Source organism: Gemmatimonas sp., assembly GCF_044376735.1.
GTDB lineage: Bacteria > Gemmatimonadota > Gemmatimonadetes > Gemmatimonadales > Gemmatimonadaceae > Gemmatimonas.
In genome coordinates this window covers 74,041-87,799 of sequence record NZ_JBILKJ010000001.1, presented here as the reverse complement: position 1 = coordinate 87,799, position 13,759 = coordinate 74,041, and the positions used below count along the sequence as shown (strand labels likewise).

Sequence of the window (13,759 nt, the reverse complement as noted above, 5' to 3'; positions counted from 1 at the left end):
TCACCCGCGATGCCACCGCCGATCTGGAAGAAGCCCAGCGACGCGCTCTTGGTGACTTCGGTGTAGTGATCGGCGAGGTACATCATGTACTGAATGCCACCCTTCACCGTATGCACGTTCTTGATGTTGCCGTCGATCACGTGCGACGCGAAGATGTTGCCCGTGGTCGAGTCTTCCCAGCCCGGCACGATGATCGGCAGGTTCTTCTGTGCGGCAGCGAGCATCCACGAGTTCTTCGGATCGATCTGGTAGAATTCCTCGAGCTTGCCGCTGAGGAGAATCCGGTACATGAACTCGTGCGGGAAGTAGCTCTCGCCCGCCCGGTCGGCGGCGGTCCACTCATCGAGAATCGCCTTCTCGATCCGACGGATCGCTTCCGCTTCCGGAATGCACGTGTCGGTCACGCGGTTGAAGTGCTGCTCCAGCAGCGCCTGCTCGTCCTGCGGCGTGAGGTCGCGGTAGTTCGGTACGCGCGCATAGTGATTGTGCGCGACCAGGTTGTAGATGTCCTCTTCGAGATTCGCGCCGGTGCAGGTGATCGCATGGACCTTGTCCTGCCGGATCATTTCGGCCAGCGAGAGCCCGAGCTCCGCCGTGCTCATCGCACCCGCCAGCGTGATCATCATCTTGTTCCCCGCGTCGAGATGGCGCACATATCCATCGGCGGCATCGATCAACGCGGCCGCGTTGAAGTGGCGGTAGTGATGACGGAGAAACGCCGTAACCGGCGCGGACGTGGACTGGGACATGAGATGACCGACGCTGTTCGGAGTGGGACCGCGACGACGGCGCGCACGGGCGCAGCCAACTGGGACATCGCCGACACGGGGCCGACGACACCGGCGGAATCTAATCGCCGCTGAGCGTCCGGCGGTCGCCGACATCGTCCGGATATCCACCCGGCGGTCCGCTGCGACGAAGTCCGAGCCACGCCGCGCCGAGCCCGAAGGCCACCGCGACCGCGCCCGCCCCCGACATCCCGGCACCGGCGGCGACGATGACGCACAGCAGCGCTTCGATGCGCACCCCTCCCCCTGCGTCCAGCCCCGTCGGTGTCACACGACCCGTCAGCGCCTCGCGCGTCATGGCTTCGCGCGCCATGGCCTCGCGCGCCATGGCCTCACTCAGGAGCAGCGCCTGCGGTCGATCGATCCAGCCACTTGTTGCGCCCGGCGTCTCGTTGGCCGGCAATCCCCAGAGCGGTTCGGCGATGCGTGCCGACGTAGGGGTCGGGGTCCCGCTCCACTCCGCGCGATCGAGATCGCTGGATCCCCGCGTTGGTGCCCCCGAACGGTCGCGCGAACGCTCCGGCGCGCGCGCTTCCAGCAAACCAAGGCCGAACCGGACCGGAAGCATCGGCCCCTTGACCTGCTCCCCCTGCACAGGTGCGTCGTACTCGCCGACACCGGACAGCACAGTCGGCTCGCGATCGTCGCGCGGCGGGGCCTCCAGCGGGCTCTGCGCGCACGCCGCCAGCAGGCGCCGCTGGGCCTCCGGAATACTGTCGCCGAGCCGACGCAGGAGACGCGCGGCATCCTCGAAACGTTCCTCCTGCATCAATGGCAACCACTGCGACAGCAGCACCGCCAGCGGGGACGCCGCATCGCTGACCCGCTTGCTGTTGGCGCTGTGGCCCAGAGCGGACACGATCGCCGTAAGCACGCCGCGGGCCGCGTGTGCCTGCTCTGGCGTGCAGGCCCCCGCCATCGAGCCGCCCGCGCTGAAGGCGCGGATCAGCGCCCGTCCTTCATGAATCGCATCCCGCACGGACAGCGTGGCGAAGCGCGCGCCCAAGCGGGTCATCGCATCCTCGGCAACATTGCCCGTGACGGCATCGCCCGCCGCCCGAAGGTCGTGCGGATCATCGCCGTCGGTTCCACCGATTGGCGGTACGCTCGGTGACTCCGCCTCCGTGGCGTGCCCCCACTGCGACTCCCCATCCAGCGCCGGCTCGTGCAGGGCGACGCGCGACGCGTCGGTGCCCACCTCGAACACCTCGCCATCAGCCATCGGAAACGGCGACGCCTCCGCCACCCGCCCGCCCACGGCACTGCGCGAGGTACTGCGGGTGTGATCCGCCGCAATCGAGCGGAGCGACGTCCGTGCGAACTCGACGGCGGGATGCTCGGGGAAGAGCCGGGCCACGCGCTGGAGCACGCGGTCCGCCTCACGGCGATGGCCCTGCCGTGCGAGCACGAGGATCTGCTGCATGAGCAAGACCGGGTGTATCGCCTGCTCCTCGAGCGCCGCGGCGATCGCGCTCCGGGCGCCTGGCAGGTCGCCGTTGGCGAGTCGGGCCAGCGACTGCATGAAGCGGAGCGCCACGGATGATGGCTTGAGCTGCAGCGCCGCCGTGGACACGCGCTCTGCCTCGCCCGGCATCCCGAGCACGGTCAACGCGCCACTCCGGAGGTACCAGCCCTCCTCGGTGAATTGGGCGCGCGCCCACACGCTATCGAGCGTGGCGAGCGACTCGGAGGCCAGTCCGCGCAGCAGCGCACCACGGGCCGTCTCGAGTCCCACGCCGAGCGCCAGCGGGGCGACGGCGCTACGCTCCACCAGCACGTCGGTGGTCCCGATGACGTCGAGGAGATCGAGCCCGCTGCGCCCCAGCGGCGACGGCGCATCAGCGGTTCCGCGTGTCTCGGTGGGCACCACCGGCACCAGCGCCGTCGACGGGGCGACCGGCCCCACGGGCTCCGTGGGCACAGGCCCCGGCGAGACCGCCGGGCCACTCGTCGACGAAGGCAGCAGGCGCGGTGTGGCGCCTACGCCGGACAGATCCGCGCGCATGTGGGGAGAGTATCGGCTCCGTCGCCACGGAAGTGCAGCGACCCGCGGCTGCCGGTCAGACCAGGGCGTCGATCAGTGCCGCCTCATGATCCACGCGGCAATACCCGCCGATGTCTTCAATCCACCGGTACGCGTCCCCCGTGCGATCCAGCGCAATCCGCCCCTTCGTCGCGCTGTACTCGTACAGCCGCAACTCGCCGACGTCGGCGGGTCCATGGACGAATCCGATGAACCAGAAGGAGGCGGTCGCATCGATGGCGGCGGTCCCGAAGACCAGCGCGAGGGCGCGCTGCAACGGGTACCAGTCCGGCGGACGATAGGCGGGGAAGATGTCGGAATCGCTCACGGTAGTTGCTCGCTGGACGCCCCGTGCCTCGAGGCGTCACGATCCGTCACAGCCCGAGCCGACGATGTTCCAACGTGTCACCAAACGGTCACGTCAGGCACCCGATGGGGGCGCGAAGCGCGGGTGCCTCGCGGGCGCCAGCGCTAGTCGTGCGTCGTGCGCGCGCGGATGAAGCGAGTCGCGGCGGCGAGCGAGGCGCGTGCCTCCGGCAGCACCGCCGCAAAGAACTGCCATACGTGGGGCACATGCGGCCAGAGCTGCAGTTCCACATCCACCCCGGCACGGCGGGCCGCCTCCGCCACGCGGATGGCGTCATCACGCAATACTTCGTCCTCGCTGGCATGGACCAGCATCGGCGGAAGCCCGCGGAAATCGCCGTAAAGCGGCGAGATCGAGGGAAGCATGGGGTCGGCGTCGCCCACGTAGAACCGCGCGGCACGACGAATCGTGTCACCGGCGAACATGGCACACCGCTCGGTGTTCTCGTCGAGCGATTCGCCGGTGGCGGCCAGATCGGTCCACGGGCAGAAGGTCACGAGCCCCGCCGGACTCGGCCACGCCGCATCGCGAATCGCCAGCGCGAGGGCCAACGCGAGTCCGCCACCGGCCGAATCACCGGCAATCACGATCTGCGCGGGCGCAAGGCGCTCCACATCGAGCAGGTAGCGATAGGCGGCCATGGCGTCGTCGAGCGCCGCCGGGAACGGATACTCGGGAGCCAGCCGGTACCGCGGTACGAAGGCCCGTCCGCGGATGCGGCACGCCAGCGAGGCGACCAAGGGGCGGTGGGTCTCCGGCGAGCAGGCGATGTAGCCGCCGCCATGGAGATACAGCAGCACGGGAGCGTCGGGCGCACAACCGGGCCACGACACCACCTCCCCGCCGGGCCACCCCTCGCCGGCGGCACGCCGCTCGATCGCGGCCCCCGTGGAGCGCGCCATCCAGCGACGCGCCAGGCGCGGCCGACCCATGGCGCGGCGCACCCACGACGGGTCGATCGGCCCGTCCGCATACGGACGCATCCGTGCCCGCACGAGCAAGTGCACGAGTCGGGACTGCCAACTGATCGGGATGGTGGACGGGACAGTCGACATCGGTCTCACGCGCGCGCGCAGGAATCCGGCAGGCGGTGGCGGGTCATACGCCGACCTGCTTCTCGACGCGATCACGATAGTGGCGACTGAGACGCAGACGCGTTCCATCGTCCAGAATGACGACGTAGTCCCCGGAGAACCACTGCTGCATCTCGCGCACGCGATTGAGATTCACGATCGTGGACCGATGAATCCGCGCGAACAGTCGCGGGTCGAGCGTTTCTTCAATGCCGCTGATGCGCTCGCGGATCGAGTGCGCCGTGCTGCCGACGTGCAAGCGCACGTAGTTGCGGTCGGCTTCGATCCAGTCGATGTCCGCCGTCTTCACGAAGAACATGCGACCATCCTGCTTGACCAGGATGCGGCTCGCGTAGCGACCCGTCCCGCCCCCTCCAGCGTTGGCGCCCGGAACGGCGTTCGCCAAGGCGTCGCCGGCGGCGGAGGTGGCTTCCTTCGCGTCAGCCAAGGCCGCGCCGCCGTCGGCAAGACGCCGCACCGTTTCCAGAAGTTCGCCGAGGCGCTCCGCGGCCACGGCGTTCGCCCGCTGCTTTCGCGCCTTCTCGAAGGCGACCCTGAAGCGGTCTTCATCGACCGGCTTCAACACGTAGTCGACGGCATGGACGTCGAACGCACGCTGCGCGTGCTCGTCGTACGCGGTAATGAACAGGACCATGGGCACGTGACCACCGTCGAGCTCCTGGAGCACGCCAAACCCGTCGAGCCCGGGCATCTGCACGTCGAGACACACCAGATCCGGCTGCAAAGCACGGATCATGGCCACCGCCTCATGGCCACTCTCGGCTTCTCCGACCACGTCGACATCCGTCTGGGCTTTCAACAGGCGGCGCACGCGCTGCCGCGCCAGACTCTCATCGTCAACGATCAGCACCCGCATACACACCGTGTCCGGAATTCCAGGTTATGGCCGCACCGCGCAACACGAGCGGAACGCGCCGGCCACAGGCGGCCCATTCCCCCCTGTTCGGGGTACTACGTTATGCTGTCCGCGAAGTTCCAGAAATGTTCCACGCGCCGTTCGCCTACCCCTCGACTCCCCCCGTCGCCCTCCGGTGTCCTCGATTCCGCCTGTCACGATCGCCGACGAAGGCGTGCGATTGCGGCGCGTGACGCGCCTGCAGTTCGCCGTCGTCTGGGTGATTCCGGCTGTCCTCGCCGCCCTGCAGATCGTCCTCATCGGCGACGCCTCGGGCGCCCACTACAGCCTCGAAACCGCGCTGTATTGGCAAGGGGCCTCCTGGATGATGTGGGGGCTCTGGTCGCAGGTCGTGCTGACCCTCGTCGACCGGCTCAAGTTGGACTCGGCCCGGCTCCTTCCCTGGATCGCCATTCACGTCGCGGTCAGTGCGGTCATCTGCGCGGTGAACGTGTTCGCGATTGCGTGGCTCGATCACATATTCGGCTCCATCGGCCAGGTCACCAGCTACGCGCTCGCAGTACGCGTGGTGCTCGTCAATCACCTCGATTTTCAGGTGGTGTTGTACTGGGCCGTGGTCGGTGCCGCCTACATGGTGGAGTTCGTACGCCGCTACCGGGAGCGCGACCGCGCCGCTGCCGCGCTGGAGCAGAAGCTCGCGATGACACAGCTCGAGGCGCTTCGCATGCAGCTGAACCCCCATTTCCTCTTCAACGCCCTCAATTCCGTGGCCGAGCTGATGGAGGTCAACGTGAAGGAAGCACAAGGGACGCTGACCCGCGTCGCCGATCTGCTGCGGCTCTCGCTGCGCAGTGCCGGCTCGTCGCTCATTCCCGTGTGGCAGGAGATCGAGCTCGTCGAGCTCTACCTCCAGATCGCCCGCGTGCGCTACGGGCAGGGGCTCGACGCCGACATTACGGTCGATCCATCGGCGGTGGATGTCATGCTCCCCAGCTTTCTGCTGCAGCCACTCGTCGAGAATGCCCTCAAACATGGACTTGCGCCGGGACACCCCGACCAGAGTGTCGAAGTGCATGTCAAACGCAACGGCGGCGCGCTCGAGATCATCGTGGAAGACAATGGCCGCGGCCTCGATGGTTTGCTGACCACCAGCGGCCGCTTTCTCGCCACCACGCCCTCGGTGGACGGCCTGGGCATCGGCCTCACCAACACCCGCATGCGCTTGACCATGCTGTACGGCGACCGGTACGCCTTTCGCATGAGCAATCAGCCATCCGGCGGGTGCCGTGTCGAGATCCGACTTCCCGTGGACGACCGCTGACGCTCCCCCACTCCGCACCCATCGCATGCACACCCCGTCCTCTTCATCAACCGGTCGCCTCGCGGCCGCGCTCGTCCTCGCCCTCGGCGTCGCCGGCGGTGGATTCCTCGCCGGCTCCGGTTTCGCGCGCATGCGCACCGCCGATCGCACCGTCTCGGTAAAGGGCGTCGCCGAACGCGAGGCCAAGGCTGACCTCGCGATCTGGCCGCTGCGGCTGGTCGTCACCGACGACGACCTCGTGCGCGCCAACACGGCCCTTGAGCGGAACGTGCAGCAGGTCCGTGCGTTCCTCGCGGCGCAGGGGCTCGACGCCACCGGAACGGAGGTGAGCCTGCAGGAATTCTCAGTGCAAGACGCACGCACCGTGGGCGGCTATCAGAACACGGGGCGCTACATCATCCGGCAGACGCTGGTGGTGCGCTCCACGCGGGTCGATCTCGTGCAGACCGCCAGCCAGCGGGTGCCGGAGCTGGTCCGCAATGGCGTCGTGCTGTCGTCCGGACAAGAGTACGGCGGCGGTGGACCGACCTTTGTGTTCACCAAACTCAACGATCTCAAGAACTCGATGATCGCCGAGGCGACATCCCGCGCGCGCGAATCGGCGCAACAGTTCGCCCGCGACTCCAAGAGCACGTTATCGGGGATTCGCAGCGCCAATCAGGGCGTCTTCGAAATTCTGCCGCGTGATCAGGCGATGGGCATCTCCGAGGAGAGTCAGGTCACCAAGCGCGTCCGCGTGGTGACCACCGTCGTGTACGGGCTCGCCAACTAGCCCCCTTCTTCGCGCGCAGGGCTCGCGCCGCTCGGCGGGACGGCTACACGAACGCGGAGTAGCCGGTGACGGCGCGCCCCACGATCATCGCGTTGATTTCGTTCGACCCTTCGTAGGAGTAGATCGCCTCGGCATCGGCGAACAGGCGCGCCACGTGGTATTCCAGCAGGATGCCGTTGCCCCCCATCGACTCGCGCGCCAACTGCACCACCTCACGGCACTTCGCCGCGCAGAACTGCTTGGCCAACGCCGACAGCTCGTCCTTGGGCCCCAACTGATCCTGCAGCTCCGAGGCACGGAGGGCGAGACCGATCATCGCCGTGAGATTGCCCAGCATCTTGACCATCATCATCTGGACCAGCTGAAAGCTGCCGATCGGCTTTCCGAACTGCGTGCGCTCCTGCGCGTACTTGAGCGAGTGCTCGTAGGCGCCCATCGCGCACCCCACCCCTTGCCACGCCGTCCCACAGCGGGCGGTCACCAGCACCCGCTGCGTGTCGGCGAAGCTGTTGGCGCGCTGCAGGCGGTCCTGCTCCGCCACCCGCACGTTGGTGAGCGTGATCAGCCCGTTGTGCACCGTGCGCTGCGCAATCTTCCCCTGCATCATCTCGGCCGAATATCCGGGCAATGACGTGCGCACGATGAACCCCTTCACCGACTGATCCGCCTCGTCGCGCGCCCAGATGATCACGACGTCACACCAGGTGGAGTTGCCGATCCACTTCTTCTGTCCATTGAGCACCCACGTGTCGCCTTCACGGCGACAGGTGGTGGTCAACCCGCGCGCTACGCCGGAACCGACGTCCGGCTCGGTCAGGCCGAACGCGCCCACCAAGTCCCAGCGCCGCAGCGCCGGCAGCCATTCGGCCTGCTGTTCGTCCGATCCACACAGAGCGATCGATCCCATGCATAGCCCCGCATGCACCCCGAAAAAGGTGGCCAGCGACGGATCCACCCGTGCAAACTCCATCGACAGCAGCCCGTCCATCACCGTGGCGATGCCGGCGCGCTCCGGGGTGTAGGTGCCCTGCAGCAGATCGAGCTCCTTCATCTTGCCCACGAGGTACTCTCGCGGGAATTCAGCGCGCTCCCAGAATCCATTCGCTTGCGGCTCCCACTCGCCGCTCATGAACGCGCGAAGCTTGAGACGCGCCGTGTTGACCTCGGCGGGCAGCGTCGAGAACCAGTCGTAGAAGTCGCCGTTGATCGGCGGACGCGGGCGGGAGGACGCAGTGCTCATTCGCGGGGAGGGAGAGGTGGGACGGTGGTGCATTATACTGCACGGGACGACGGGGTCGCCGCTTACACGACGCCCTCCGTGCGACGCCACCGGCGCCGCGCCCAGATGCCTAACGCCCTCGGCCCCCACGCTGTGCCCATTCCGCTGTCCCGCTATCTCGTGGCTCTGGGCTACGGCACCCGTAAGGAGGCCGAGCGGATTGTGCGGCAGCGTCGCGTGAAGACCGCGGCAGGCACCGTGCTCCGCGACATCGACGCCTACGATCACCACGATGTGTTCGTGGACAGCACGCCGCTCGAGGCACCGCCAGGCTCCGTGATCCTGCTGCACAAGCCGGTGGGTTACGTGTGCTCGCTGAACGACCGGCCGCCCATGATCTACGAACTGCTGCCGGCCACCTTTCCTAAGCGGACACCGGTGATGGCGTCGATCGGTCGGCTCGATGCCGATACGTCGGGGCTGTTGCTCGTCACCGATGACGGCCCGCTGAATCACCTGCTGGCCTCACCGAAGTCGCACGTGCCCAAGCGCTACGCCATGACGCTGGCCGAGCCGCTCCGCGGCGACGAGGCCGAGGTGCTGGCCAGCGGCACGCTGATGCTGAAAGGAGAGACCACCCCGTTGCTGCCGGCGGATTTCATCGCTACCAGTGAGCGCGGTGCGGAGATCACGGTCCGCGAGGGGCGCTACCATCAGGTACGACGCATGATGGCGGCCATCGGCAATCACGTGCATGCGTTGCAGCGCGTGGCGGTAGGGACACTGCCGCTCGGCGATCTGCCCGTGGGGCACTGGCGTTTGCTCGACGCCGGTGAAATCGCCGAGCTCCGTATGGCGGCGCTCGAACACAAAGCGATGGCGAAGGCGGCCGCCAAGGCTTAGGGCTTCGCCGCTTTCTTCTCGCGGGCGACGCTCTTGACCACCATGCCGTCGTTCAGCAGTTCGCTCGGATTGACGATGAGCGCGTCCCCTTCCTTCACGCCGTCGATCACCTCGAGGGTAGTGCCGAAGTCACGCCCGATGGACACGGGCACGAGATGTACCGTGTCGTCAGTGACGCGGGCGACCTGCGTGCCATCGGCGCGGATGATCAGCGCAATGGACGGGATGCGGAGCCCACTGCCGTGTGCCGGCAGGGCCAGCTTTACGGTGGCGAACATCCCGGGCATGAGACGACGACCGGCGTTCTTGACGTGCACTTCGGTGAGCATCGTGCGGCTGGCGGCATCGATAGCGCGTGAGGTGAGCGCCACGCGACCGCTGAAGGCGCTGTCGCCCAGCTCGCGCACCGCGACCTCCGCGCGCTGCCCGACGGATATCAGGGTGGCCGCACTTTGGGGGACACTGAACAGGACACGGAGCGTGTCGACCTGTACCAGCGTGAAGAGCGCGCGGTTGGCTGCGGCGGCACCGGCCGACACGAGCGACCCAAGGTCGATGGTACGCGCCGTGACGACGCCCGAAAAGGGCGCGGTCAATGCGCCGAAGCGCACGAGCTCCGACAGATTCGCCACGTTCGCGCGCGCCACGCGCACATTGGCGTCGGCCACGCTGGCCGCCGCCTGCCGCTCGTCGAACTCCTGAGGCGTGACGACCTCCTGTTCCCGCAGCGCGCGCCAGCGCACGAGCGTGCTGCGCGCCAAGGCCGCCGTCGCCTCGACCTGCTCCAGCGACGCACGCGCCTGCCGCAATTGCTCCGACACATCCGGCATGTCGAGCAGCGCCAGCGTATCGCCGGCGCGCACCGTTGACCCGATGTCCACGCGGAGCGCCTTCACGAACCCGTTGGTCCTCGCGTAGATCTCGATTTCATGCAGCCCGGCGACGGAGCCGGGCAACTCGAGCGTCGATCCTGCCGAGTCTCGCTGCACCGTCTCGGTGAACACCGTATTCACGCCGGTATTCGATTGCACTTCGGCGTTCCGGGTACGCGCTTGTCGGAACCGCGGCAGGATGCCCAACGCGACCGCACCGAGGAGCACCGCGGCCACGACAATGGGAACGACGCGCCCGCGGCGCGCTGGTCGTGTGTACGAGCGGCTCACGAGACCTCCGTTGAACGCGGCGTCGTCCGTGTGACGCGCAGGCGGCTGTACACCATCGGCACGATGAACAACGTCGCGACCGTGGCGAACGAGAGACCGCCGATCACCGCGCGACCGAGTGGTGCGTTCTGCTCCCCGCCCTCACCGAGGCCGAGCGCCATGGGGAGCATGCCGACCATCATGGCGAGCGCGGTCATGATGACGGGACGAAGCCGCGTGTTGGCGGCGTCGATGGCCGCGTCGCGTGCGCTGCGCCCCTCGGCCATGCGCTCGTTGGCGAACGAGACCACCAGAATGCTGTTCGCCGTCGCCACCCCCATACTCATGATGGCCCCCATGATCGCCGGGACCGTCAGGGTGTTGCCGAACGAGAACAGCGCCCAGACGATACCCGCCAGGGCACCGGGCAGTGCGACGCTGATGATGAACGGATCGAGCCACGACTGGAAGTTGATCACCATGACGAGATAGACCAGAAGGATGGCGAAGACGAGACCGATGCCGAGTCCAAGGTAGGAACTGCGCATGCTGGCCACTTGTCCACGAATGACCAGCGTGGTCCCGCGAGGCAGCGTGGGGCGCAGTGAGTCGAGCACCGCGTCGATGCCCCCCGCGACACCACCAAGGTCACGATCCTGCACGTTGGCGAAGATGTCGTAAACCGGTGCGACGTCGTAGTGGCTGACGACGGCCACGCCGTTGCGCCGCGTAATCGTGGCGACGTTCCGCAACAGTTGCGGCGTGCCACCGGCCGCGCCGAGGAGCGGCGTGCGTTCGAGTGCCTCGAGCGAGGCCATGCGAGACTGCGGGGTCTGCACACTGACCGCGTACTGCACGCCGTTCTGTGGACTAAGCCAGAAGTTGGGCGCCGTTTGGCCGCTCGACGACAGCGATACCAGCAGATCGCTGGCGACTTCGCGTTCGGTGAGCGACAGACTCGACGCCCGCGTACGATCGATCGCGAGAAAGAGCTCCGGCGCGGTTTGCCGCTGGAGCAGATACACATCGGCCGCCCCAGGAATGCGCTGGAGCCGGCGCTCGAGAAACTGGGCGATTGCAAAGTTCTTGGCGCGATCGCTCCCGACCACCTGGACGTTGATCGGCGCCGGCAGACCGAAGTTGAGAATCTGCCCCACGATGTCGGCCGCCTGAAAGAAGAACGTGACATCGGGGAAATCGCGTCGCATCATCGCGCGGATGTCGCGGCGGTAGTTGTCGACCGAACGATGCTCCGGCGTGAGCACGATGAGAATGTCGGCGTCCGTCACCCCCGTGGTGGGGTTGTCGCTGTAGGCGAGGTTGGTGATGGACGATGACGAAATGCCGATGTTGTCGAGGATCGTGCCGATCTCGCTCGCGGGCACGATCTGACGGACGCGCTCCTCGATCCGCGCGACGACTCGCGCGGTTTCCTCGACGCGCATGCCGAGCGGGGCGCGCACGTGCAGGCGAATCTGCCCCGCGTCAATCGCGGGAAAGAAATCCTGCCCGAGAAACGGCACGAGCGAACCGGCCAGCACGATGACGATCCCGAAGGTGACCAGCAGAGTCCGCGGACGGTCGATGCCGGCGGCAACCAGATCGCGGTACGCGGCACGCTGCCGCTCGAACCACGCGTCGAAGCGATGGTGCAGCGCCGCAAAACGTCCGCGCGGCGCCCCCGACTCACGCTGAGCGCGCTCCCGCTCGAGCGCCGGTCGAATGAGCGTCGGCACCAGCGTCCGTGAGATGACGTACGAGGCCGACATGGCGAAGACGACCGCCATCGCGAGTGGGGCGAAGAGCGAGCCGGCCACCCCACTCAGGAAAAAGATGGGCACGAACACGATGCAAATCGCCATGGTGGAAACGAGCGTCGGTACCGCGATCTGCCCTGCTCCCGCCAGAATGGCCTTCTCGATATCAGGCTCGTGTTCGAGGACGCGATAGATGTTTTCGATCCCCACCGTCGCATCGTCGACCAAGACGCCAACGGCGAGGGCAAGTCCGCCCAGCGTCATGACGTTGATCGACTGCCCGAGCAACGACAGGGCGATCACCGAGCAGAGGATCGAGAGCGGGATCGACATCGCCACGATGAGCGTGGCGCGCCACGTCCCGAGGAACACGAGGATCATCGCCGCTGTCAGGCACGCCGCCACCAGCGCCTCGAACAGCACGCCGCGCAGGGCCGCCTTCACGAACAGCGACTGATCCGCGAGGATATCGACCTGAAGGGCCGGCGGCAGCGCGGCGAGCACGCCCGGCAGCGCCGCCCGTACCCGATTGACCACATCGATCGTGGACGCGCCGCCGGATTTCAGCACGGTAATCAGCGCACCGCGCACGCCGTCGCGGCGAACGATGTTGGTCTGCACGGCGTAGCCGTCGCGCACCTGCGCGACATCGCGGATGCGGACGAGGGCGCCGTTCACGGTGCGGATGGGGAGATCGTTCAGCGCCTCCACCGCGGTCGGACTGCTGTTCAGCCGCACGGCGTACTCGCGCTCGCCGATCTTCGCGGTCCCCGATGGCAGCACGAGGTTCTGGGCGTTGATCGCGTCGCTGACGTCGGATGGCGATAGCCCGCGGGCAAACAGTTGCGCCGGATCGAGATCGACGTTGATGACGCGTGATCGTCCGCCGTAGGGTGACGGGACGCTCGCGCCTCGCACCGTCGCCAGCCGCGTGCGGATGCCGTTGGTCCCGATATCCGCCAGTTCCTGCTCGGACAGCGATTCGCCACCCAACGCGAGCTGCAGCACCGGGACGTTGGCCGCATTGTAGCGCACGATGAACGGCGCGTTCGCGCCCGGGGGCATGATGCGCAGGATGGTCTGCGACACCGCCGCCATCTGGGCCACCGCCGCTTCGATCTTGGCCCCGGGCTGAAAGAAGACCTTGATGACCGACACGCCAGACACCGACTGTGATTCGATGTGCTCGATGTCATTCACGGTGGTACTCACCGAGCGCTCGTACACCGTCGCGAACCGCCGCTCCATTTCCTCCGGCGGCAGTCCGTTGTACGACCAGATGACCGACACCACCGGGATGTCGATTTCCGGGAAAATGTCTGTGGGCATCCGGAACAGCGACAACACCCCGAAGAGCACGACCAGCAGTGCACCGACGATGAAGGTGTAGGGGCGCTTTAGCGCCAGTTCAACAATCCACATGCGCTGGGATTCGGGATGCCGTCGGGGGCGACGCCGAACCGGCGCCCCACCCCCAGTCTACGCGTATCCCGGTGCTTTCGCTCTCCCGGTGCCCT

Annotated in this window: 11 protein-coding genes; 3 read left to right on the top strand and 8 right to left on the bottom strand. The window is 67.2% G+C overall.

All coding sequences use genetic code 11. The features are described from left to right. The 5 genes from ACIRA7_RS00370 to ACIRA7_RS00350 all read right to left on the bottom strand — a co-directional run. Window positions 1-749, bottom strand: a 749-nt coding sequence (locus ACIRA7_RS00370) for a deoxyhypusine synthase family protein (RefSeq protein ID WP_396218800.1), incomplete at its 3' end; no start/stop codon positions are given. A 100-nt stretch (window positions 750-849) separates the two neighbouring features. Next, window positions 850-2,793, bottom strand: coding sequence for a tetratricopeptide repeat protein (locus ACIRA7_RS00365; RefSeq protein WP_396218799.1), 1,944 nt, complete (start codon window positions 2,791-2,793; stop codon window positions 850-852). 55 nt (window positions 2,794-2,848) lie between these two features. After that, window positions 2,849-3,139, bottom strand: a complete 291-nt coding sequence (locus ACIRA7_RS00360) for a hypothetical protein (RefSeq protein WP_396218798.1) — start codon at window positions 3,137-3,139, stop codon at window positions 2,849-2,851. 143 nt (window positions 3,140-3,282) lie between these two features. Beyond that, on the bottom strand, window positions 3,283-4,206 hold the full coding sequence (locus ACIRA7_RS00355) for an alpha/beta hydrolase (RefSeq protein ID WP_396218806.1): 924 nt from the start codon (window positions 4,204-4,206) through the stop codon (window positions 3,283-3,285). A 70-nt stretch (window positions 4,207-4,276) separates the two neighbouring features. Next, window positions 4,277-5,122, bottom strand: a complete 846-nt coding sequence (locus ACIRA7_RS00350) for a LytR/AlgR family response regulator transcription factor (protein ID WP_396218797.1) — start codon at window positions 5,120-5,122, stop codon at window positions 4,277-4,279. A gap of 181 nt (window positions 5,123-5,303) precedes the next feature. On the opposite strand from ACIRA7_RS00350, the gene ACIRA7_RS00345 reads away from it, so the two are divergent. Beyond that, entirely contained in the window at window positions 5,304-6,449 is a 1,146-nt protein-coding gene (locus ACIRA7_RS00345) for a sensor histidine kinase (protein ID WP_396218796.1), read from the top strand. A gap of 25 nt (window positions 6,450-6,474) precedes the next feature. Next, complete coding sequence (locus ACIRA7_RS00340; protein WP_396218795.1) at window positions 6,475-7,221, top strand: SIMPL domain-containing protein; 747 nt, start codon at window positions 6,475-6,477, stop codon at window positions 7,219-7,221. A 43-nt stretch (window positions 7,222-7,264) separates the two neighbouring features. Here the strand turns inward: ACIRA7_RS00340 and ACIRA7_RS00335 are convergent, their stop codons facing one another. Then, window positions 7,265-8,461, bottom strand: a complete 1,197-nt coding sequence (locus ACIRA7_RS00335) for an acyl-CoA dehydrogenase family protein (RefSeq protein WP_396218794.1) — start codon at window positions 8,459-8,461, stop codon at window positions 7,265-7,267. A gap of 138 nt (window positions 8,462-8,599) precedes the next feature. Between ACIRA7_RS00335 and ACIRA7_RS00330 the strand changes: the two genes are divergently transcribed. Then, window positions 8,600-9,343, top strand: a complete 744-nt coding sequence (locus tag ACIRA7_RS00330) for a pseudouridine synthase (RefSeq protein WP_396218805.1) — start codon at window positions 8,600-8,602, stop codon at window positions 9,341-9,343. On the opposite strand, the gene ACIRA7_RS00325 is transcribed toward ACIRA7_RS00330, so the two are convergent. Together ACIRA7_RS00325 and ACIRA7_RS00320 are read right to left on the bottom strand one after the other, a co-directional pair. Then, window positions 9,340-10,506 carry an efflux RND transporter periplasmic adaptor subunit gene (locus tag ACIRA7_RS00325; protein WP_396218793.1) on the bottom strand — a complete coding sequence of 389 codons (1,167 nt, stop codon included), beginning with the start codon at window positions 10,504-10,506 and terminating at the stop codon, window positions 9,340-9,342. The two genes, ACIRA7_RS00330 and ACIRA7_RS00325, sit on opposite strands and share 4 nt — an antisense overlap. Beyond that, entirely contained in the window at window positions 10,503-13,664 is a 3,162-nt protein-coding gene (locus tag ACIRA7_RS00320) for an efflux RND transporter permease subunit (protein WP_396218792.1), read from the bottom strand. Before ACIRA7_RS00320 ends, ACIRA7_RS00325 begins: the two co-directional genes overlap by 4 nt. Between the last annotated feature and the right edge of the window lie 95 nt (window positions 13,665-13,759).

Excerpts from the sequence above, each read along its gene's own strand:
- ACIRA7_RS00365 (WP_396218799.1), bottom strand. The coding sequence starts at position 2,793 with ATGCGCGCGGATCTGTCCGGCGTAGGCGCCACACCGCGCCTGCTGCCT.
- ACIRA7_RS00340 (WP_396218795.1), top strand. The coding sequence starts at position 6,475 with ATGCACACCCCGTCCTCTTCATCAACCGGTCGCCTCGCGGCCGCGCTC.
- ACIRA7_RS00335 (WP_396218794.1), bottom strand. The coding sequence starts at position 8,461 with ATGAGCACTGCGTCCTCCCGCCCGCGTCCGCCGATCAACGGCGACTTC.
- ACIRA7_RS00320 (WP_396218792.1), bottom strand. The coding sequence starts at position 13,664 with ATGTGGATTGTTGAACTGGCGCTAAAGCGCCCCTACACCTTCATCGTC.